The sequence below is a fragment of the Kitasatospora sp. NPDC085895 genome, assembly GCF_040702125.1.
GTDB lineage: Bacteria > Actinomycetota > Actinomycetes > Streptomycetales > Streptomycetaceae > Kitasatospora > Kitasatospora arboriphila.
In genome coordinates this window covers 1-21,627 of sequence record NZ_JBFBJY010000094.1, presented here as the reverse complement: position 1 = coordinate 21,627, position 21,627 = coordinate 1, and the positions used below count along the sequence as shown (strand labels likewise).

The 21,627-nt window shown below is 73.3% G+C and carries 19 protein-coding genes; 10 read left to right on the top strand and 9 right to left on the bottom strand.

What is annotated here, in order from left to right; translation table 11 throughout:
- Positions 1–75 precede the first annotated feature (75 nt).
- On the top strand, positions 76–498 hold the full coding sequence (locus AB0442_RS36025; protein ID WP_366167772.1) for a hypothetical protein: 423 nt from the start codon (positions 76–78) through the stop codon (positions 496–498).
- Between the two features lie 183 nt (positions 499–681).
- The gene (locus AB0442_RS36020; protein WP_366167771.1) at positions 682–1,167 is read left to right on the top strand and encodes a hypothetical protein; all 486 of its coding nucleotides are present in this window, start codon (positions 682–684) and stop codon (positions 1,165–1,167) included.
- A 29-nt stretch (positions 1,168–1,196) separates the two neighbouring features.
- Here the strand turns inward: AB0442_RS36020 and AB0442_RS36015 are convergent, their stop codons facing one another.
- From AB0442_RS36015 to AB0442_RS35990, 6 genes are all read right to left on the bottom strand, one after another.
- On the bottom strand, positions 1,197–2,096 hold the full coding sequence (locus tag AB0442_RS36015) for an aminoglycoside phosphotransferase family protein (protein WP_366167770.1): 900 nt from the start codon (positions 2,094–2,096) through the stop codon (positions 1,197–1,199).
- 266 nt (positions 2,097–2,362) lie between these two features.
- Positions 2,363–3,343: an NADP-dependent oxidoreductase gene (locus tag AB0442_RS36010; RefSeq protein WP_366167769.1), complete on the bottom strand. Its 981-nt coding sequence runs from the start codon at positions 3,341–3,343 to the stop codon at positions 2,363–2,365.
- A gap of 882 nt (positions 3,344–4,225) precedes the next feature.
- Positions 4,226–4,816 (bottom strand): hypothetical protein, encoded by a 591-nt coding sequence (locus AB0442_RS36005; protein WP_366167768.1) that lies wholly within the window; start codon positions 4,814–4,816, stop codon positions 4,226–4,228.
- A gap of 15 nt (positions 4,817–4,831) precedes the next feature.
- The gene (locus AB0442_RS36000) at positions 4,832–5,434 is read right to left on the bottom strand and encodes a hypothetical protein (RefSeq protein WP_366167767.1); all 603 of its coding nucleotides are present in this window, start codon (positions 5,432–5,434) and stop codon (positions 4,832–4,834) included.
- 395 nt (positions 5,435–5,829) lie between these two features.
- On the bottom strand, positions 5,830–6,567 hold the full coding sequence (locus AB0442_RS35995; protein WP_366167766.1) for a hypothetical protein: 738 nt from the start codon (positions 6,565–6,567) through the stop codon (positions 5,830–5,832).
- A gap of 41 nt (positions 6,568–6,608) precedes the next feature.
- Positions 6,609–7,358, bottom strand: coding sequence for a hypothetical protein (locus AB0442_RS35990; protein WP_366167765.1), 750 nt, complete (start codon positions 7,356–7,358; stop codon positions 6,609–6,611).
- A 446-nt stretch (positions 7,359–7,804) separates the two neighbouring features.
- Between AB0442_RS35990 and AB0442_RS35985 the strand changes: the two genes are divergently transcribed.
- On the top strand, positions 7,805–8,038 hold the full coding sequence (locus tag AB0442_RS35985) for a transposase (protein WP_366167777.1): 234 nt from the start codon (positions 7,805–7,807) through the stop codon (positions 8,036–8,038).
- A gap of 136 nt (positions 8,039–8,174) precedes the next feature.
- On the opposite strand, the gene AB0442_RS35980 is transcribed toward AB0442_RS35985, so the two are convergent.
- From AB0442_RS35980 to AB0442_RS35970, 3 genes are read right to left on the bottom strand one after another with little or no spacing between them, the layout of a single operon-like run.
- Positions 8,175–9,296 (bottom strand): aminopeptidase P family protein, encoded by a 1,122-nt coding sequence (locus tag AB0442_RS35980; protein ID WP_366167764.1) that lies wholly within the window; start codon positions 9,294–9,296, stop codon positions 8,175–8,177.
- Positions 9,297–9,321: 25 nt separating this feature from the next.
- A complete protein-coding gene (locus AB0442_RS35975) occupies positions 9,322–10,677 on the bottom strand; it encodes a dipeptidase (protein ID WP_366167763.1) in 1,356 nt (451 codons plus the stop codon).
- Positions 10,678–10,736: 59 nt separating this feature from the next.
- Positions 10,737–10,991, bottom strand: a complete 255-nt coding sequence (locus AB0442_RS35970) for a hypothetical protein (protein ID WP_366167762.1) — start codon at positions 10,989–10,991, stop codon at positions 10,737–10,739.
- A gap of 456 nt (positions 10,992–11,447) precedes the next feature.
- Between AB0442_RS35970 and AB0442_RS35965 the strand changes: the two genes are divergently transcribed.
- From AB0442_RS35965 to AB0442_RS35935, 7 genes are all read left to right on the top strand, one after another.
- Entirely contained in the window at positions 11,448–12,965 is a 1,518-nt protein-coding gene (locus AB0442_RS35965) for an alkaline phosphatase (RefSeq protein WP_366167761.1), read from the top strand.
- Between the two features lie 75 nt (positions 12,966–13,040).
- Positions 13,041–13,556 carry a hypothetical protein gene (locus tag AB0442_RS35960; RefSeq protein WP_366167760.1) on the top strand — a complete coding sequence of 172 codons (516 nt, stop codon included), beginning with the start codon at positions 13,041–13,043 and terminating at the stop codon, positions 13,554–13,556.
- A 132-nt stretch (positions 13,557–13,688) separates the two neighbouring features.
- Positions 13,689–16,136 (top strand): SpoIIE family protein phosphatase, encoded by a 2,448-nt coding sequence (locus AB0442_RS35955; RefSeq protein WP_366167759.1) that lies wholly within the window; start codon positions 13,689–13,691, stop codon positions 16,134–16,136.
- Positions 16,137–16,204: 68 nt separating this feature from the next.
- The gene (locus AB0442_RS35950) at positions 16,205–18,865 is read left to right on the top strand and encodes a bifunctional FO biosynthesis protein CofGH (protein WP_366167758.1); all 2,661 of its coding nucleotides are present in this window, start codon (positions 16,205–16,207) and stop codon (positions 18,863–18,865) included.
- 333 nt (positions 18,866–19,198) lie between these two features.
- The gene (locus AB0442_RS35945) at positions 19,199–19,702 is read left to right on the top strand and encodes a methylated-DNA--[protein]-cysteine S-methyltransferase (RefSeq protein WP_366167757.1); all 504 of its coding nucleotides are present in this window, start codon (positions 19,199–19,201) and stop codon (positions 19,700–19,702) included.
- Between the two features lie 97 nt (positions 19,703–19,799).
- Positions 19,800–20,672 carry a protein phosphatase 2C domain-containing protein gene (locus tag AB0442_RS35940; protein ID WP_366167756.1) on the top strand — a complete coding sequence of 291 codons (873 nt, stop codon included), beginning with the start codon at positions 19,800–19,802 and terminating at the stop codon, positions 20,670–20,672.
- 138 nt (positions 20,673–20,810) lie between these two features.
- Positions 20,811–21,353, top strand: coding sequence for a GNAT family N-acetyltransferase (locus AB0442_RS35935; RefSeq protein WP_366167776.1), 543 nt, complete (start codon positions 20,811–20,813; stop codon positions 21,351–21,353).
- Positions 21,354–21,627: the final 274 nt, after the last annotated feature.

Below are 21,627 nucleotides of genomic sequence, written 5' to 3'. Positions count from 1 at the left end.
CGGCCCGCGCTGACACCCTTGTTCAACCTGCTGGTGGCGATGGACGAGCCCAGGAGCGGCCTGTCCTGACTGGCGATGCGCCGCGGCCATCCCGGAAACGCCTCCCAGATGCTGCGGCGGCTCGGCCTCGGACAGGTGCCCCTGACCCACGACGCCTTCCACGAACTACAGCCCTGGCGGGCAGCGGCCCATCTGGAAGAACTCCTGATGGCCAGCGGAGTCCTACCCGCCGCCGACAAGTACATCTGCTCCTTCCAACGATGGCTGCCCGGCCACCTGGCCGGCATCGCAGAACCCGAACACCTGAAGACGATCAAGCTCTTCGCGACCTGGCGCGTCCTTCCCCACCTGCGGGAACGAGCCGATCGCAGTCGGATCACACCGAGCATCCGCGGCTTCGCAGCCGAGCAGATCACCTGCGCGACAGCCTTCCTGCAGTGGCTCAGCGCCCGGAACAGCACCCTCGCGTCCCTGGGCCAGCTCGACATCGACGCCTGATTCGCCAAGAACACCGAACGCGGCCGCACCTCCCTGAGGCCCTTCCTCAACTGGGCCATGCAGAGCCGCCGATGCCCACGCTCCCTCTCCATCCCCGCACAGAGGATCTCCCGACGACCCGCCCTGAGCGAGGACGAACGCCTGGCCGCACTCGGCCGACTGCTGACCGACACAGACGCACCGATGCGCCTCCGCGTCGCCGGGGTCATCGTCCTCCTCTACGCCCAACCCCTCACCCGGATCGTCCAGTTGACAATCGACGACGTGCTCCACGGCGGAGAGGCCACGCTTCTGCGGCTCGGGGAGCCCGCCTCGCCCGTCCCCGCACCGGTAGCAGCCCTGCTGCTGGCGTACATCGCGGACCGCGGCAACATGAACACCGCCACCAACCAGGCATCCCGCTGGCTCTTCCCCGGCCGCCGAGCCGGCCAGCCAGCCCGCCCCGACCACCTCTCCGCACTCCTGGGCGAGATCGGCATCGCGCCCGCGGCCGCCCGCGGCGCCGCCATCCGACAGCAACTCCTCGAACTGCCCGCCCCCGTCGTTGCGGACGCCCTCGGCTACCACGACAAGACCACCAGTCGCCTCCTCAGGGAGACCGGCGGGACCTGGAGCCGGTACGCCGCTGGCGACCACAACCGGTCGCCATTGGGCTGGGTTCCTCGTTGAAAACGCGAGCTCACCAGTACCGTTCCCGATCAAAGGCCCTTCAAGACACGATCAAGTGCCGACCGGCCTGCAGGCCCCCAGTTCGGCTTGCCGCCGGGCAGGCCGCGGTCCCCGTTCTGGCCCATCAGCATCAGGAAGAGGCTCTTCATCGCGGCCAGCCCGCGCGCCCGTCGGATCGCCCCCTCATCCGCCTGTGCGTAGCTGTTGAAGAACCGTGCGGCGCAGCCTGCGGGGAGCAGCACCCAGGCGGCCGCGAGGTCCCACGCCGGGTCGCCGGCGAAGAGCGCGCCGAAGTCGACGACGCCCGCCAGTGTGCCGTCCGCGACGACGACGTTCGCGGGATGCAGGTCACCGTGCGCCCACACCCGCGGGCCCTCCCACTCGGGAGCCGCAACCGCGTCCTCCCACACAGCCCGGATGTCGTCCTCGGCGAAGCCGCCCAGGTCCATGGCCCGCAGGAAGTGCTCGAAGCCGTCCGTGTACTCCTTGGGATGGCCGCCGCGGTCCGAGGCGTCCGGCGCGTCGGCGGGCGCCTCCACATGCAGCGCCTTGAGGAAGGCCGCCAGCATGTCGGCCGCGTGGTCCCCGCAGGTGATCGAGCCGTGGTCCAGCGGTGTGCCTTCCACCCATGTCATGACGGTCCAGATCTTGGGGAAGCGCTCGGACGGTGCACCGCTCCGCACCGGAGTCGGGATCGGAAGCGGCAGCCGCGAGGCCAGCACCGGCAGCCAGCGCCGCTCCTTGAGCTGAAAATCGGGGCAGGTGTCCATCCGCTGCATCCGGACGGCTAACTCGTCCCCGAGGCGCCACATCTGGTTGCCCCAACCGCCCGCCACCTCACGGATGGGCAGCTCGGCCAGGTCCGGATCCTGATCCCGCAGCAGATCACGGACCAGATCTTCGCTGATCTCAATCTCGGATTCGATCATGCGAAGTCACACTACTTGAGGCAGGCGGAGCCAACCCTGCCCTTGGGAAGATCCAGCTCCCCGGCTCGATCTCCCACGTTCTCGCGGTGCCCGGTGATCCCGGGCGCGCACCGGCTCAAGGGTGGCACCCTCCAGCTCAATGCCGACGAGGCCCGCCTGCCCGGCCCCCCCGATATTCCGCTGGCGATCACAACCAGTCACCATTGAGCCGAGTTCCTCGGGGAACCCGCGACAGTTGAATACGCGCGCCCACCAGTAAAGCGTCGTTACGGGACGGTAATGACGACCTTGCCCCGGATATGCTTGCCTGCGAAGTCGGACACCGCCTGCGGGGCGTCGGCGAACGGGTAGGTGGCGCCGGTCTCCACCCGCAGCCGCCCGTCGGCCGCGCGGGCGGCTAGGTTCTCCAGGTCGCCGGGCTCGGCGGTGAAGCTGCCGATGTAGACGCCGGTGACTCCCCGGCCCAGGTCCTGCGGCCCGAAGAGGGGGGAGACCAGCCGGCCCCCGTCGCGGACCGCCCGGGCCGTGCTGGACAGTGCGTCACCGCGATTGATCAGGTCGACCACCACGTCCACACCGTCCGGAACCTGGCGTAGCGTCTGCTCCGCCACATCGCCCGTCTTGTAGTCGACGGTGCCGTGTGCGCCGAGCCCGCGCACGTAGTCCGCGTCCTCGGGGATCGCTGTGGCGATCACCTTGGCGCCGAGCGAGGCGGCGAGCTGTACCGCGTACAGGCCGATACCTCCCGTCGCACCGACCACCAGCACGCTCTCGCCCGCTGTGAGGCCGACCGCCCGCAGCAGGCACGTGGCCGTCATCCCGGACTCGGGGATGGCCGCGGCGCGCTGTGCGGCAAGGCCGGCGGGCCGCTTGGCGAGGTGCGGACCCACCGCGACCACGGTGTACTCGGCGACAGCCCCGGCCTGACCGGTGAAGGCGAGCACCGGGTCCCCCGGCGCGTAGGCCGTCACCCCCTGACCGATTTCGGCGACGGTGCCCGCAGCGTCCATCCCTACGACGAGGGGGTGCTCGACGGGGAAGAAGTCCTTCATCGCACCCGTGATCAACGCAAGGTCCAGCGGATTGAGGGCGGCGGCTTCCACCTTGAGCAGCACCTCACCGGGACCGGCGACGGGCTTCGGGAGGTCGGTGACGATGACCCCGTCAAGTGTCGTGTACTCGCGGGCTACGAGAGCCTTCATGCGGGAACTCCAGTCGGGCGTCAGCGCGGAACAGGTCGCGTTCACTTCTACACCCGGGCGCCCCCGAACCCAGGTGAGCGGCGGCGGCGCGGCGGGTCATGGGGAGTCGGAGGGACCAGCCGAGCCCCGAGGGATTTGGTGAGTTCCACACCCCGGCCTCGCACTGCCCTACGCTCCAGGGCCCGGGCGGAGGCTCCACAGGCGTGCCTCGACACCCTGGCCGGGCGGGCTGCTCCTGGCACCTGCGGCCCGTGTGGCGTTGCACTCACACCGGGCGCCGGCCGCGGCCGGATGCCCTCACCGGGCCGACCGGCCTGCTTGGGCCGGAACACGGCATGAGGTGTGACGCTGAACGCCCCGGCCGGCGAGACGGTAGCGCTGGGTAGGCTTGTCATGTGCCTTGCGTAGCGGTGATGGGCAAGACGAAGGCCGCCTCTGCCTCCGTGGGGGGGGGGGGCCCTGGTCCCTCGCCTGGGCCCGGCTGCGTGTTCCGTGGGGGAGTGCCGGCCGGGTCCGACCTTTGACATACCCGTTCGATCCCCGGGCCATGCCGACGACCGCGGTGGCGGCCCGGAGAAGCATCACGTTCGGGACCCGTTCCCGGCCTGTACGGCCATAGCGCCTCTCCCGAGTACCCCGCAGTCCAGCCGGGATGACCCGCGGCGCGAACGGTTCCGGGACAAGCGCCGACCTGCCCGGCACAGGCATCGGACGGGAAGCGGACTCCGGCAGACCCGCGGCACCGGGCCGCCGCCAGGGCCGCGAAGCCAGGCCCGCCGCCCGAGTTGAAGTACAGGCATGGTCGTCTCGGTGCGCGTGCTGGCGGCGGCCCCGCGCGCAGCTCGGTCCCTGCTCCCAGCGTGTAGGGCGGGGGCCACCGGCCGGGACTGCAGTCCGGGTATTGCGGACACACCCTGGCCCGCTGCCTCACGGGGACGGTCTGGTCGCCCGTCCGGCCGTGACGTAGAGGTACTGCCCGTCGCGCCAGGTCTGGACGGAGTCTCCGACGGTGGATGCGGCAGTCGTAGTCTGGATGCCTTCCACTCTGACGCCCATGGCGTTCTCGGAGCAGCCGAGCGACAAGTAGTCGAAATAGGGGGTGGCGATTCCGGAAGCCCGGCTGTAGGGGCTGTCGATTATTTTTGCGGGGAATTCTTTCCGGTCGGCCGGCAGGGATATTTCTCCGGTTGGCCGGGGGGCGCCGAGGCCGGTCGGTGCGGTGGCGTCTGCGGGGGCCGTGGTCGGCAGCAGCAGGGCTTCGCAGCGGCCGGCCCGGACTGCGAGGACGATGCGGGCGTTGGGCAGGCCGGCGAGGCCGATGATCTTGGCGTGTCCAGTGGCAGGTGGCGCGTCGACAGCCGCCTGGACCTCCGGGGCGACAGGCGCGGGGGCAAGTTGCTCGAGGGCCCACGCACCCTTCGGAGCGTCAGGAGGCGGAGGGCTTGCGGGAGTGCAGGCCGCAAGCGCGGCGGCCAGAACGGCCGCCGCACCCGCTGATGTCTTCGATCGGTTGCGCATACTCTGGTCTGGCTCCTAGGCGGAGTGGTCGTAGCAGAAGCCGGCCGGGTGCCTGACCTCGCCCCAGCCGACCTGCTTGTTGACCTGGGTGTTCCACACCTCGAAGGTGTAGTAGTCGTAGAGCGGGAATGCCTTGATGTAACCGTACTTGCCCGCGGGGACGGTGTAGGCGCCGGCCTCCGTCTTGGTGACGGTGTCGGTGACGCTGAAGCCGACGGTGGCGCCGACCTTCCACGGCGAGATCGACAGGCTGGCGTTCCAGGTGGTGGCGATGGCGCGGCTCTGAGTGAGGGTCAGCGTCATGGGGCCCCAGCCGGTGGCCTGGTCGATGGTGTTCGTGCCGCAGGTCTCGCCCTGGTAGCTGGGGTTCTTGGCAACCGTGTAGGGGTCGTCGGCCATGACCGAGGGCGCCGCCTGGGCCGCGCCGCCCTTGGGCGGGACCACCGCCGGGATCCGCCGGTCCACCGTGAGCCGGTGGGCTGCGGAATGTGCGGCGCTCGCCGGGGCGGCGTGGTCACCGGAGGCGGGCTGCGCCGCCAGTGCGGCCGGCGCACCCAGGGCCGCGAGAGCCGCCACGCCGGCCGAGACGCCGACTATCCGGCGAATTGCATTCCGCATGCGTTGTCCTCCATCGTTCTTAACCTGCCCCCACTCTTGTGCGGGCACGGTCAAACAATGTCTGGAATTTAAGATCAACTCAAACGATCGATCGAAGATTTGAGCTTCACCTGAGCATTTTTAATTCAGCCTCGGAATTATTTATTTCGGTTATGCGGATCGAGTGAACGCCCTGGTTCGTTGACGACATGTCATGTACAGTCCGACAGCTTCGGAGCCGGCCGCACCAACAGCAGGAGACGAACAGGCCGGCCGTAGGCCAGGTAAGGGGTGACTGCGCGCGCAAGTCGGCCGACGCAGCCGGGTCAGCGGTCGACGGTGACCGTCGTAGCGGCCGCTGATCCGGCCAGGCACTGACGGGTGGCCTACGTGCAGCACGCGGAGCTCCCGTGCTTCTACAGCGGGTCCGGCCCGCAGATCGCGCAGCGCTGGGTTTGAACGCCGCGGCGTCGCAGTTCGTCGGCGCTGTGGAGCTCGGGCAGGGCAGCCCAGCTGGCGCGGCCGCCGGTGGCCTCAAGGAGTGCCTCGAACTGGGCGAGGCGGTCGTCGACGTTCCCGAGGGTGGGGCAGTCCCAACGGTGCAGGCGGCGCTCCGTGCGGGCATAGGCGCGGCCGCCGGCGAGGTCGGCGTTCCACCGGTCCACGTCCCGCCGGGCGCCGGCGCGGGCGCTGCGGATCAGCCTGCAGTTCTGGCACAGGCTGGGCGCGCCGTCGTAGCAGGAACACGCCGAGCAGTCGACGCAAGGCGTACAGGGATGAACGGCCGTGGGGGCCGGAGGTTCAACGGCGAGTTCGGCATCGACACGCTCGCGGCGCATGACTTCCCGCTGCCGGTGGTCTTCGAATTCGCCTCGGCAGCGCCAGCCGCCGGTGCAGTCGGTGACGCCGCAGCCGTGCGGGTGCTGATAGCGGATGGTCTCCTCGCCGATGCGGGCGAGAAGCCAGCGGGCGCGGGTGGCGCTCAGTTCGCCGGCCGCCACGCGGTCCAGGAGCTCCAGGACAGCCGGCACTTCGATCAGGGCGCCCCAGCCCGGCAGGTGCTCACGCTCCGGGGACCAGTCCTCGTTGAAGTCCCCGCAGCGCAGCCGGATGTTGTCGATCGGCCACCCTCCGATGTCCAGGTTTGCGTGCACTGCGGCTCCTTGCCAGGTGAGGTTGTTGTGAGGCGGGGTGCCTACGGCGCCTGTTCTGCCAGAACGGCGCGGGTCGCTTCGGCCAGCTTGAGGGGGTGTGAAGCGAGCAGAGGAAAGCGCCCTACCGAGACGTTGACGACGGGCTCGTCCGGGTAGCTGTCGAGGAACCATTCCTCGTCGTAGAAGCACAGCCGCCGGAGCTTGCCGCCGTAACAGAGCTGTAGGAAGCCCTGATGCTCAGGATGATCGGCTTCCTCGTAGATCTCGATTGCGCTGCCCGGAACCACGAGGTCGGCAAGCAGCTCGGCGACCTGGTGCAGCGCTTCGGCGAACGTCTCGGGCATCGGGCGTTGCATCGGTACCGCGGACAGCTTGGTGAACAGCAGGTCGGCCGTCCGCGGGGACGGCTCCAGCTTGAACAGCTCTGCGGCGATGGCCGGAGGCGCGTCCAGATCGTCGTACGCCCGGTCCAGTTCGGCGATGTCACCGCGGTCTTCCATGGCGTCGAGCACGTCGAGGAGGTGGTTCTTCGCCCGAGCGACGTGATGCTCGATAGAGATCAGGGCCGCAGCGACGGCTCCCACCTGCTCGGGGGTGTGGAGGGCCCAGGAGGAGGTCAAAGCCTTGGCCAGGTGATCGGTACTGGCCACAGCCTCGGCCGCGAGCCAGGCCGTAGCTTCCGGACGCATGCTGGACGAGTCGACCACGTCTTTAACCAGGCAGCCGTTGAACGTCTCGCCCAGGTCTTCCAACAGCGGCAACCAGGCCGCCGCCATGGTGGTGTCGCTCATGCGCTGCTCCTATCGATCGTTGCTTGCGTAGCGATCGCTGACCGCACCCGGCAGGCCATAGACCGTCTACAGGGCGATCAACGATCCAGCTGCCAACCGGACGCGGGAGGATCGTTGATCACCAGGTGAGGCTCGTGCCGGGTCGTCAGCCGCCGTGGAAGCAGTGCTCGCAGTCGCACTCGTGCTCGGAGTAGAAGGCGACGTCTTCGTCGTGGCCGTCGGCCGGGTCGACCTGGAGCGCCGGCCACTGGCCGCCGGCGCGCTGGTGGGGAACATCGGGGTGGGGGGCTCAGTAGGAGGGCTCCTCCGGGGAGTTCGACCCGGCGGTGGGTGTCCTCGGGCAGGGCAGGACGTCGTCTACGGTCCACGGCCCGACGTGCTGCTCGACTGCGGGAACGCTCACGCAGGATCCGGCCTGGCACAAGCGCTACGCGGTCCGCTCCGGCATTGAGGGCACCATCTGCGAGTTCGCCCACGGCCACGGCATGCGCCGCTGCCGCTACCGCGGGCAGGCGAAGGCCCACCTGCAGCACGTCCTCACCGCGATCGCCGTCAACATCGAACGCCTCAGCCGGCAGCCTCCCAGCGAGAGCGTGCCTCCACGACCGCTGACAGCTTTCCAGGACTACCTCGACCAGCAGAACATCCCTCGCCTGCGTTCCTGGCGTGCCGTCAGCTGACACCGCAGCGACCAAGATCCCCGACAGAGTCAAGCTCAGGCCTGAGGCCTGAGGTCACGGGGACGTACGGGCGCCCCTGTGGGGCGTCGACGACCTCCGAGGACGCGCCCCCGTGAGGCGTCCCGGAGCCGGGCCGTCAGGCGACGGTGCCCAGGTCGTGCGGGGTGTTGTTGAAGCGGCGGCCGCCGTGCGGGGTGACGGTGACGATGTCCTCGATGCGGACGCCGAACCGGCCGGGGAGGTAGATGCCCGGCTCGATGGAGAAGCACATGCCCGGCACCAGCTGCTGCTTCTCGCCCTCGACCATGTACGGCGGCTCGTGCGTGGTGAGTCCGATGCCGTGGCCGGTGCGGTGGATGAAGTACTCGCCGTACCCGGCCTCGGTGATGACGGCCCGGGCGACCCGGTCGATCTCCTGGCACTCCACACCCGGCCGGACGGCCTCGAAGGCAGCCTGCTGGGCGAGCCGCACCACCTCGTGGACCTCCGTGACCTCGTCCGGCGCGTCCTCCCCGACGTGCACCGTGCGGGTGGTGTCGGAGCCGTAGCCGTCCTTGAGGCCGCCGAAGTCGAGGACGACGGTGTCGCCCTCCCGGATCACCCGGTCGTCGGCCTCGTGGTGCGGGTTGGCGCCGTTCGGGCCGGAGCCGACGACGGTGAAGTCGACCTGGCTGTGCCCGTACTCGAGCAGCAGCGCGGCGAGGTCGGCGGCGACCTCGTTCTCGGTGCGGCCGGCGAACGGCACCTCCAGGATCCGCCGGTAGGTGGCGTCCGCGGCGCCGCCGGCCGCGGCGAGCCGCTCCAGCTCGTCCGGGTCCTTGACGGCCCGCAGCATCGGCAGCGCCTGCGTCAGCGAGGCGTACCGGCTGTCCGGCAGCGCCTCCTGGAGGGCCAGCAGGTGCAGCGCCCAGGCCGAGTCGGAGATGCCGTAGCACCCGGCCGGGTCCAGGACGGGCGCGACCGCCTCGCGGTAGGGGTCGGTGCCGTCCGTCCAGTCGGTGAACCGGACGGCGGCGGCGCCGGGGGCGGCCTCGGCGTCCGGCCGTTCCAGCCGCGGCACCACCAGCACGGGTTCGGTGTCGGGGGTGAGCAGCAGTGCGGTCAGCCGCTCGGTCAGGGCGGTCGGCCGGTAGCCCGTCAGGTAGACGAGGTCGGGGCCGGGGGTGACGACCAGTCCGGAGAGTCCGGCCAGGGCGGCGGTCTCGACCGCCAGCGCCATCCGGCGGGTGAAGTCCTCGGTGGTGAACGGTGCGGGCATGGCGGTGGCCTCTCCGGAGGGTCGGTCAGGAACGGTCTGCGTAGTACCGCAGGAACAGGGCCTCGACAAGGGCCATGCGCTCGATCTCGGACGGATCGACGCTCTCGTTCGGCGCATGGATGAGGCAGCGCGGCTCCTCGACGCCCATCAGGACGATCTCCGCCTCCCGGTAGGTGTCGGCGAGCACGTTGCACAGCGGGACGGAGCCGCCCTGGCCGAGGAAGGAGATCGGCTTGCCGTAGGCCCGCCGCATCGCCCGGTCGAGTGCCGCGTACGCCCGGCCGTTCGTGGCGGCGCGGAACGGCGAGCCGGTGCCCTCGGTCCCGACCTCGACCGCGGCGCCCCAGGGCGCGGCGTCGGTGAGGTGGGCGGCGAGCGCGTCGCGGGCCGCCTGCGGGTCGGTGCCGGGCGGCACCCGCAGGCTCACCCGGGCGCGGGCGGTGGCGGGCACCGCGGCGGCCGAGCCGACCACCGGCGGGCAGTCGATGCCGAGGACGGTGACCGCGGGCCGGGCCCACAGCCGGTCGGCGACCGTGCCGGAGCCGGTCAGCGCGACACCCTCCAGCACCCCGGCGTCGCGGCGGAACTGCTGCTCGTCGTAGCCGACGCCCGGCCAGGTCCCGTTGCCGTCCAGGCCCTCGATCCGGGTGCCGCCGTAGGTGTCGCGCAGCGAGTCGAGGATGCGGATCAGCGCGGCGAGCGCGTCCGGGGCGGGCCCGCCGAACATGCCGGAGTGCAGGTCGCCGGCCAGCGTCCGCACGGTGACGACCACGTTGGCGAGGCCGCGCAGGCTGGTGGTGGCGGTGGGCACCCCGACCTCGGCGTTGCCGGTGTCGCAGATCAGCAGGGCGTCGGCGTGCAGCTCGTCGGTGTGCTGCCGCACGTACGCCTCCAGGCCGCCGGTGCCCTGCTCCTCGGAGCCCTCGGCGACGAACTTGATGCCGACCGGGACGTCCTCGCCGAGCGCCCGCAGCGCGGTGAGGTGCATGACGACGTTGCCCTTGCAGTCGGCGGCGCCGCGCCCGTACAGCCGGCCGTCGCGCTCGGTCAGCTCGAAGGGCGGCGAGGTCCAGGCGGCGTCGTCCAGCGGCGGCTGCACGTCGTAGTGGCAGTACAGCAGCACGGTCGGGGCGCCGAGCGGCGGCGGGCGGTGGCCGATCACGGCGTGGCTGCCGTCGGGCGTCTCGGCGAGGTGCACGTCGTGCAGGCCCGCGTCGGTGAACGCGGCGGCGACCCACTCGGCGGCCCGCCGGCAGTGCTCCGGCGGGTACTGGCGGGGGTCGGCGACCGAGGGGATCGCGACCAGCTCGGCGAGGTCGGCCAGGGCGCGGGGCATCAGGGCGGAGATCCGCCCGGCGAGGTCGTCGGCGGGGTCGGACATGGCGGCTCCCGGGGCGCGGGCGGGCCGCGCCGCCGCGGAGGGCGGCACGGCCGGCCGGGTCAGGTGGTGACGGTCTCGGCGGAGACCGGCGCCGTCGGCAGCAGGAGGACGATCGCCGGGACGATGCAGAGGAACGCGCGGGCCAGGCCGTACACCGCCATGGTGGGCGCGGCCCGCAGGCCCGCCACCGAACCGGTCGTCGTCAGGGCCGGCGTCAGCCAGGTCATCCGCGGCGCCGCCACCGCCCGCTGCGCGGTCGGCGCCCCGGTGACCGGCCGGCCGCCCTCGTCGGCCGGGACGTCCGTTGCGCTCATCGCACTCTCCTTCCGGCGGCGTCGGACCGCTCCCTCACCCTCCGTGGCCGCCCCGGCCGGCGCATCCGGCTCGGCCCGTCCGTGTGACGACGCTTCCCGGACGGCCGCGCCGTACGGGCGGCGGCGGCCCCGTCCGGGCAGCATGGGGGCGGGCTCTGCCCGGAGCCGTACGGCCCGGGGGTGCCGGGTGGAACCGGGCGGGGGGCGCCGGACGCCGCCGTCGCCGTGCGGGGCCTTCCCCGAGGTGTCGCGGCCCACCCGCGCCATGGCGCTCGGCCGCTGCCCGGTGGCGGCCGGAGCGACCTTGACCGCGCGTCAGGTGTTCGACCGTACGTCACGTCCACTGCGGACGCGGTTCACTTCGTGCTCCTATCTTCACACCGCCCGGGGTCGTTCCCGGGTGCGCGCCGCGGCACCGACCTGCCGGGCGCGCCGATGTGTCGAGGAGACACCCTGATGCAGCGCAAGGCCTTGAAGGCCGCCACCGTGCTGGCACTCTCGGGCAGCCTGGTCGGCGGTGCGGCGGTCACCGCCCACTCCGAGCCGGCCGAGCGGAACGAGCACCGCGCGGACATCCGCAACGTCATCTACCTGCTCGGCGACGGCATGGGCCGCACGCACGTCACCGCCGGCCGCGAGCGCTACTACGGCGCCGCCGGCCGCCTGAACATGGAGAAGCTGCCCTTCACCGGCGCCGTGGCGACCCACGCCGTCGAGAAGGACAGCACCCGGCCCGCCCTGGTCACCGACTCCGCCAGCTCCGCCACCGCCTGGTCCTCCGGTGTGAAGACCTACAATGCGGCGATCGGCGTGGACGCCTACGAGAAGAAGGTCGCCACCCTGATGGAGCAGGCCCACGCGGCCGGCTTCGCCACCGGCAACGTCTCCACCGCGGAGATCACCGACGCCACCCCGGCCGCCCAGTTCAGCCACGCCCTGCTGCGCGGCTGCCAGGGCCCGGTCTACTCCGACGCGGCCTGCCTGCCGAAGAAGGCCGACGGCACCTACGAGTCCGCCCCGGCGGACCGCACCCTGATCACCCCGATCGCCGAGCAGATCGCCCGCAACGGCACCGCCGACGTCGTCCTCGGCGGCGGCCTCGCCCGCTTCGAGCCGGACGACCAGAAGGCCCTCCAGGCCCAGGGCTACCAGGTGCTCGGCAGCTTCGGCGACCCGGCGCTGCCCGCGCAGACCGCCGCCACCCAGAAGGCCGCCACCAGGACCGACCTCGCCGCCGCCAAGGGCCGCAAGGTCGTCGGCCTGTTCAACCGCGGCAACCTGACGGTCGAGCAGGCCAAGGCCGGGCTGCCCGCCGACGCCCCGCAGCGCCAGGAGCCCACCCTCGCCGAGATGACGAACAAGGCCGTCTCGCTGCTCGGCAAGAACAACCACAAGGGCTTCTTCCTGCAGGTCGAGGGCGCCCAGATCGACAAGCGCTCGCACGCCAACGACGCCGCCCAGACCCTCGGCGAGGTGAAGGCCTTCGACGACGCGGTCGCCGCCGCCGTGGACTTCGCCAAGAAGGACGGCCACACCCTCGTGATCGTCACCGCCGACCACGAGTGCGCCGGCTTCAACATCATCGAGAGGGGCTCCTACACCAACGCCGAGGCGGCCGCCCCGCCGGCCAACACCGACCCCGGCAACACCGCCAACAACAGTCTGCCCAGCCGTCCCACCAGCGGCGCCAAGGATCCGGCCCGCTCCAGCGGCATCGTCAACGGCGCGGGCGCCGGCGACCCGAAGAACTTCGCCCCGGCGACCTTCCGCACCCCCGACGACCCGGCCGGCGTCAAGGACGGCACCGCCGACGCCAGCCTCTGGCTGACCTACCTGTCCGGCAACCACACCGGCGCCGACGTGCCGATCTTCGCCTACGGCCCGGGTGGCGACCGCTTCGCCGCCAGCCAGGACAACACCTCGCTGTACGGGAAGATGTACAGCGCGCTCTTCCGGAAGGCCCCGCGGCACTGACCTGCCGAACCACCCTTCGCCGGAACCGGGCCGGGAGGCACGACCCTCCCGGCCCCGCCCACACCCAGGAGCCCCATGCACCCCCGCCTCGGCGCCCTCGCCCGCCCCGCCCTGGCCGCCCTCGCCCTCGGCCTGCTCGCCGGCTGCTCCGCCGCCCCCGCGGCCGCCCCGCAGCCGGCCCCGGTGCCCTCCGTCGTGCTGCCCGCGCCCAAGCAGGCCGCCGCGCCCGCCGCCGTCCTCGCCACACCGCCCGCCCCCGGCGAGGTCCGCGTCGAGGACGGCCCGTTCACCGACCGCGTCCGCCTCACCGGCCTGCGGCTGGACGGCGGCCGGGCCGTCACCGGCCACCTCACCATCACCTCCGACGTCAGCGACGTCCTCGCCCTCGAACTCCGCGCGGCCTTCTACGACGCCAAGGGCGCCCTGGTCGGCACCGGCGCCTTCCACTACCAGGAAGAGGAGGAGGCCTCCGGCCGGCACGACGGCCCGCACGCCGGCCGCGAGGGCATCGACCTCACCGTCGGCGCGGACCACCTCACCGGCACCCCCGCCGCCGCCGTCCTGTCACTGCCCGTGCTCGTCAACGAGTAGCCGCCCCGCCGCGCCGGCACCCGGCACCGTTTGAGCCCGCCCCGCCCGCGGGCCATGCTGGAGGGTGCACGCGCGGGCCCGGGCCCCGCACGGGCGAGGCCGGCGGCCCCGGCGACGGCGAGAAGAGCACCGATGGACGAGACAGGCGGCTCAGCGGAGAGTGATCGCGGCTCCCCGCCGGGGAGCGCTGCGGCCGTCGTCGGCCCCGACGGCCTGCTGGCCGCCTGGAGCCCCGGCGCCCGACGCCTGCTCGGCCACCGCCCCGAACAGGCCCTCGGCCTCCCCGCCGGAGACCTGCTCGCCGCCCCGCCGCCCGCCGCGGCGCTGCGCGCACTCGCCCGCGGCACCGAGTGGCACGGCCGGCTCGCCCTGCTCCACCGGGACGGCCGCCCCGTCACCGCCGACCTGCACGCCACCCCGCTGCACACCGACACCGGCACCGCCTGGACGGTCACCGCCGAACCCGCCGTCGCCCCCGACCCGGACGCCGCCGCCGACCCCGCCACCACCGGCCACCGGGAACTGCGCGAATGGGCTTTCAGCCAGCTGCCGATCGCCGTCGGCGTGTACGACCGGGAGACCCGCCTGGTCGGCGCCAACGACGAGGTGCTGCGGATGATGGGCGAGGGCGGCGAACCCGTCGGCCTGCTCATGGCGGAGACCGCCGACCGCTGGGCCGGACTGCCGCACGCCCGGCTCGCCGCCCTGATGAACCGGGTGCTCGCCGGCGGCGAGACCGTCCGCGCCGACCACCTCTTCCGCACCCCCGGCGAGGCCGGCGCGCACGCCTGGACGACCGTCCTCTACCCGCTCAAGGGCCCCGACGGCGGCGTCCGCGGCGTCGCCGTCGGCGGACTCGACACCACCGACGAGTACCGGGCCCGCCGCCGGCTCGCCATGGTCAACGCCGCCGGCCTGCGGATCGGCACCACCCTCGACGTCACCCGCACCGCCCAGGAACTCGCCGACGTCGCCACCGAGGACTTCGCCGACTTCACCAGCGTCGACCTCCTCGACAGCGTCTTCCTCGGCACCGAGGCCGCCACCCGGCCCACCGGCGGGCCCGCCGTCTTCCGCCGCGCCGCCGAACAGTCCGTCCTCATCGGCTGTCCCGAGTCCGCCGTCCCGCCCGGCCAGACCGACCACCTGCCCGCCGACTCCCCGATGACCCGCGCCCTCGCCACCGGCCGCCCCTCCCGGCACCGCGTCGACGACCCCGACGTCCGCCGCTGGCTCACCGTCGACCCCGTCCGCGCCCAGCGCATCGCCGAGTCCGGCACCCACTCGCTGATCGTCGCCCCGCTGCTCGCCCGCGGCACCACCCTCGGCATCACGCTGTTCGCCCGGCACCGCACCGAGGAGGACTTCGACGCCGACGACGTCCTGCTCGCCGAGGAACTCACCGCCCGCGCCGCCCTCAGCATCGACAACGCCCGCCGCTACACCTTCGAACGGAACACCGCCCTCGCCCTGCAGCGCAGCATGATGCCGCACCGCGCCCCCCGCCAGGCCGCCGTCGAGATCGCCTCCCGCTACCTCCCGGCCGGCCCGCAGGCGGGCGTCGGCGGTGACTGGTTCGACGTCATCCCGCTCTCCGGCGCCCGCGTCGCACTCGTCGTCGGCGACGTCGTCGGCCACGGCATCCAGGCCACCGCCACCATGGGCCGGCTGCGCACCGCCGTCCGCACCCTCGCCGACGTCGACGTGCCGCCGGACGAACTCCTCACCCACCTCGACGACCTGGTGCTGCGCCTCGACCGGGAGGCCGACCCGCGCACCGCCGACGAGGACGGGCGGGAGGCCGCCGACATCGGCGCCACCTGCCTGTACGCCGTGTACGACCCCGTCTCCCGCCGCTGCACCCTCGCCCGGGCCGGACACCCCGGGCCCGCCGTGGTGCGCCCCGACGGCCGCGTCGAGTTCCCCGAACTGCCCGCCGGACCGCCGCTCGGCCTCGGCGGCCTGCCCTTCGAGTCCGCCGAACTCGACCTGCCCGAGGGCAGCGTGCTCGCACTGTTCACCGACGGCCTGGTCGAAGCCGTCGACCACGACGTCGACCACGGCATCGAACGCCTCGCCCGCGCCCTCGCCGCCGGCGGCATCTCCCTGGAGGAGACCTGCGACGAGATCCTCCGGCTGCTGCTGCCCGAGGCCCCCGAGGACGACATCGCCCTGCTGCTCGCCCGCACCCGCGCCCTCGACACCTCCCAGGTCGCCGCCTGGGACGTGCCGCCCGACCCCGCCGTCGTCTCGCACGCCCGCAAGCTCGCCGCCGAACAGCTCGCCGTCTGGGGCCTCGACGAGTACGCCTTCGTCACCGAACTGGTCGTCAGCGAGCTCGTCACCAACGCGATCCGCTACGGCCGGCCGCCGATCGAGCTCCGGCTGATCCACGACACCAGCCTGATCTGCGAGGTCTCCGACACCAGCAGCACCGCCCCGCACCTGCGCCGGGCCCGCACCTTCGACGAGGGCGGCCGCGGCCTGCTGCTCGTCGCCCAGCTCACCCAGGGCTGGGGCACCCGCCACACCCCCTTCGGCAAGACCATCTGGACTGAGCAGACACTGCCCGAGGTGTGACCGGCACCTCCCGGCGTGTGGCCCGCACCGCGGCTCACGCCGCCGACCGGGGCCGATATCGTCGGCGCATGAACGCCTCCGAGCCCGAGCAGACCCCCGCCCCGGTCCCCGTGCCGCCCGCCGCCCCCACCGCGTCCGCGATGCGCAGAGCGCTCCGCCGGGCCCGCGACGGCGTCGCGCTGGACACGGGCGAGGCCGAGGTGCTGCTGCAGGCCCGCGGCGCCGACCTCACCGACCTGTGCGCGTCCGCCGCCCGCGTCCGCGACGCCGGACTCGGCGAGGCCGGCCGCCCCGGGGTGATCACCTACTCGAAGAAGGTCTTCATCCCGCTCACCCGGCTCTGCCGGGACCGCTGCCACTACTGCACCTTCGTCACCGTGCCGGGCAAGCTGCGCCGGGCCGGCGAAGGCATGTTCCTCTCGCCCGACGAGGTGCTGGACATCGCCCGCCGCGGCGCCGCCACGGGCTGCAAGGAGGCCCTGTTCACCCTCGGCGACCGGCCCGAGGACCGCTGGCCCGAGGCCCGCGCGTGGCTGGACGCGCACGGCTACGACGACACCCTCGCCTACGTGCGGGCGATGTCCGTCCGCGTCCTGGAGGAGACCGGGCTGCTGCCCCACCTCAACCCCGGCGTGCTCTCCTGGACGGACTTCCAGCGGCTCAAGCCGGTCGCCCCCTCCATGGGCATGATGCTGGAGACCACCGCCGAACGGCTCTGGTCCGACCCGTCCGGGCCGCACCACGGCTCCCCGGACAAGGAGCCGCGCGTCCGGCTGCGGGTGCTGGAGGACGCCGGACGCTCCTCGGTGCCGTTCACCACCGGAATCCTGATCGGCATCGGCGAGTCGTACCGGGAGCGCGCCGAGTCGCTGTTCGCGATCCGCCGGGTCTCCCGCGCCTACCGGGGCGTGCAGGAGGTCATCGTGCAGAACTTCCGCGCCAAGCCCGACACCGCGATGCGCGGCATGCCGGACGCCGAACTCGAGGAGCTCGCCGCCGCGGTCGCCACCGCCCGGCTGGTGCTCGGCCCGTCCGTCCGCCTGCAGGCACCGCCGAACCTGGTGGACGGCGAGTTCGCCCTGCTGATCGGCGCCGGCATCGACGACTGGGGCGGCGTCTCCCCGCTGACGCCCGACCACGTCAACCCCGAGCGGCCCTGGCCGCACATCGACGACCTCGCCGCCCGCACCGCCGCCGCAGGCTTCACCCTCCGCGAGCGGCTCACCGTGTACCCCGAGTACGTGCAGCGCGGCGAACCCTGGCTCGACCCGCGGATCCTGCCGCACGTCACCGCGCTCGCCGACCCGGACACCGGCCTCGCCCGCGAGGACGCCCGGCCCGTCGGCCTGCCCTGGCAGGAGCCCGAGGAGCCGCAGACCGGCTCCGGCCGCACCGAACTCCACCACGAGATCGACACCGTGGGCCGCACCGGCGACCGCCGCGCCGACTTCGACGAGGTGTACGGCGACTGGCAGGTGCTGCGCGAGCAGGTCGCCGCGGGCACCGGGTCGGGCGCGGGGTCGGGTGCGGGCGTCGGGGCAGCGGCGGGCGGCGCCCCGGAACGGCTGCCCGCCGACGTGCGGGAGGCGCTCGGCGTCGCCGCCGCCGACCCGACCCGGCTGACGGACGACCAGGCCCTCGCCCTGTTCGGCGCCGACGGCCCCGCCCTGGACGCGCTCTGCTCGATCGCCGACGCGGTGCGCCGCGACACCGTCGGCGACACCGTCACCTACTGCGTCACCCGGAACATCAACTTCACCAACGTCTGCTACACCGGCTGCCGGTTCTGCGCCTTCGCACAGCGCCGCACCGACGCCGACGCCTACACCCTCTCGCTGGAGCAGGTCGCCGAACGGGCCGCCCAGGCCTGGGAGGTCGGCGCGACCGAGGTCTGCATGCAGGGCGGCATCCACCCCGACCTGCCCGGCACCGCCTACTTCGACATCGCCCGGGCGGTGAAGGAGCGGGTGCCCGGCATCCACGTGCACGCCTTCTCGCCGATGGAGGTCGTCAACGGCGCGACCCGCACCGGCCTGTCGATCCGCGACTGGCTGCAGCGGGCCAAGGAGTCCGGCCTCGACAGCATCCCCGGCACGGCCGCCGAGATCCTCGACGACGAGGTCCGCTGGGTGCTCACCAAGGGCAAACTGCCCGCCTCCGCCTGGATCGAGGTCGTCACCACCGCCCACGAGCTCGGCCTCCGTTCCTCCTCCACCATGATGTACGGGCACGTCGACACCCCCCGGCACTGGCTCGGCCACCTCCGGCTGCTCGCCGAACTCCAGCAGCGCACCGGAGGGTTCACCGAGTTCGTCACCCTGCCGTTCGTGCACACCAACGCGCCGGTCTACCTCGCCGGCGTCGCCCGGCCCGGCCCGACCGCCCGCGACAACCGGGCGGTCACCGCGATGGCACGGCTGCTGCTGCACCCGCACATCCCCAACATCCAGACCTCCTGGGTGAAGCTGGGCGCCGACGGCGCCGCCGAGATGCTGCGCTCCGGCGCGAACGACCTCGGCGGCACGCTGATGGAGGAGACCATCTCCCGGATGGCCGGCTCCTCGTGGGGCAGCTACAAGTCCGTCCGCGACCTGGAGGCGATCGCCGAGGCCGCCGGCCGCCCGGCCCGGCAGCGCACCACCACCTACGGCGAGGTCCCCGCGGAGCGCCGCGCCGCCGCACTCGCCTCGGACGGCCACCTGCCGGTGCTGCTGCCCGTGCTGGACTAACCGTCCCGGACCGAACCCGTCCCGGACTCCGCGACGGGGGTTTGCCGGGCGGCGGAGGGGTGAGACGGCTCGCAGGCAGGGTGCCCCGCCCGGGTGGTGATGTCCCCGTCCCCCGTCCGCCGCGCGGGCGGGCGCCCCGCCGGAGTACAGACCCGGCCGCCGAGACGTGCATCTCCGGCGGCCGGGGGCGGCTCCGGGTGGTGCCGCCCCCGGGGCAAACGCCGTGTCCGAAATCCGCCAGCCGACCGCCGGGTGCAGGCGGCACAGTGGAGACCGGCGGGCCCGCGCCCCGGGGCGCGGTACCGTCTGGACCAGCGGAAAGGACACACCAGCATGACCCTGTACACGACCGTCGACAGCCCGGTCGGCCCCCTGCTGCTGGTCGGCGAGGAGTCCGCGACCGCGCCGGGCGGTACCGCGCTCGCCTCGGTCTCGCTGCCGGGGCAGAAGCGCGGCGCCGTCGTCCAGGACGGCTGGCGGCAGGACGACGCGGCTTTCCGCGTGGTGGCCGAGCAGCTGCGGGCGTACTTCGCGGGGGAGTCGACCGCCTTCGCCGTGGAGTGCACCACGCGCGGCACCGACTTCCAGCGCCGGGTCTGGGGCGCCCTGGACGCCGTCCCGTACGGCGCCACCACCACGTACACCGCCGTTGCCGCGGCCGCCGGGTCGCCGGGCGCCGTACGGGCGGTCGGCGCCGCGATCGGGGCCAACCCGCTGCTGATCGTCCGGCCCTGCCACCGCGTGATCGGCGCCGACGGCTCGCTGACCGGCTACGCCGGCGGCCTGCCCGCCAAACAGCACCTGCTCGCCCACGAGAACGTCCGTCCGGCCCGCTGATCCGTGGGCCGCCGACCGGTTCGGCGGCGGAACCGTCCGGTGGAGGAGTCTTCCTGATGGATCATCGGCGGGGGTGTCTGGCAGGATGGTCCGCCGAATGACCGACAACGGGATCGACGACATCGACGACAGTGCGTGCCCCGAATGCGGGGGCACCGTCGCCCCCGACGGGCGGTGCTGGGACTGCGGGGCCGACCGGCCCGGCTTCCGGGCGCACGTGGAGATCGGGGCGGTGGGCGGGGCCGCGGGCGTGAGCGACCGCGGCCGGCACCGCGGGGTGAACGCGGACGCCATGGCCCTCGCCGCCGCCGGGCCGTGGACCGTCGGAGTGGTCTGCGACGGCGTCTCCATGGCTCCCCGGGGCGAGCGTGCCGCCAAACTCGCCGCGGAGGTCGGTGTAGCGGCCCTGGCCGCACGGTTGGCCGAAGGCGTCCTGCCGGAGACCGCCCTCGCCGAGTCCGCTCTCCGGGCCGGCCGGGCGGTGACCGCCCTCGCCGCCTCCCCGGGCGCGGCACCCGCCTGCACCTACGCCGCCGGCATCGCAGGACCGGAGGGCATCTGGAGCGCCTGGGTCGGCGACAGCCGCGTCTACTGGCTCCCCGACGAGGGGCCGGGGACGGCCCTCACCGAGGACGACACCGGCGAACTCGACGTCCTCGCGGCCTGGCTGGGCGCGGACGCCGGCGAGCCCGCGCCGCGGATCCGCAGCTACCGGCCGGCCGTGCCCGGCCGCCTGCTGCTCTGTACCGACGGACTCTGGCGCCACCTGCCGGACCCGGGAGCCCTCCGGACGGTCGTCGACCGCGGCGCCCGGCACGGGACCGCACCCGCCGGCCGGCCGCTGCTCGCCGGGGCGCGGGCGCTGGTCGACCACGCCCTGGCCGCCGGCGGACAGGACAACATCACCGCCCTGCTGCTCCCGGTCGCCGCCGCGGCGCCCGGCCGGCCGGCCGCCACCGGCCCGGCCTGAGCAGTTGCCGGGCTGAGCAGTTGCCGGGCTGAGCGGCTGCCGGGCTGAGCGGGTGCCGGGCGGTTCCGAATCCGGTTGCCCGGCGGCCCGTGCCGGTGGTCGAATCGCGCCGTGTCGATCCGTGCCACCACCGCCCGCATGCTGCTCCGCCGCTTCACCGCGGACGACCTCGACGACCTCGCCGCCCTGCACGGCGACCCCGAGGTGATGCGGCGGATCGACGACGGGCGGCCGGTGCCGCGTCCGGTGGTCGAGCGCGAGACGCTCCCGGCGCTGCTCCGCGGCTATGCGGAGCTCCCGCCGGGGGAGGGGCGCTTCGCCGCGGTGGCTCGCGGCTCGGGGGAGTTCCTGGGCTGGTTCGCCCTGGCTCCGGCGAGCAGCCCGGGCCTGGACGGCGGCACGGAGCTCGGCTACCGGCTGCGGCCCGCCGTGTGGGGGCGCGGACTCGCCACCGAGGGCGCGCGGGAGCTCGTCCGGCTGGCCTTCGCCGAACTCGGCGCCGACCGGGTGGTGGCCACCACGATGACCGTCAACACCGCCTCCCGCCGGGTGCTGGAGAAGGCGGGGCTGCGCCACGTCCGGACCTTCTTCGAGGAGTGGCCGGAGTACGTCGAGGGCGCCGAGCACGGGGACGTGGAGTACGCCCTGACCCGGGAGCAGTGGCTCCGATCGTCCCCCTGACCTGTGCGAACGGTTGCCGAGCGAGGCCGCGGCAGTACCGTCCGTGCACGGTGTGACCCACGCCATCCGCAGGGGGCCGGGACGGGGGTCCGGCGTGCGCACGGTGTTCGCGGCCCCTCACGCGCTGCCGACGATGTGGTCCGGTTCACGGACGGTTTGCGGTGGTGCGGGTCACATCGGGGGGGCGGGTGGTGGTGGTCGGGCCCGTGAAATGGGGGTCGGCTGGGGGTGGATACCGGTGGTAACCGGGCGCTGAGCTGCGGCTTCGTGGTCG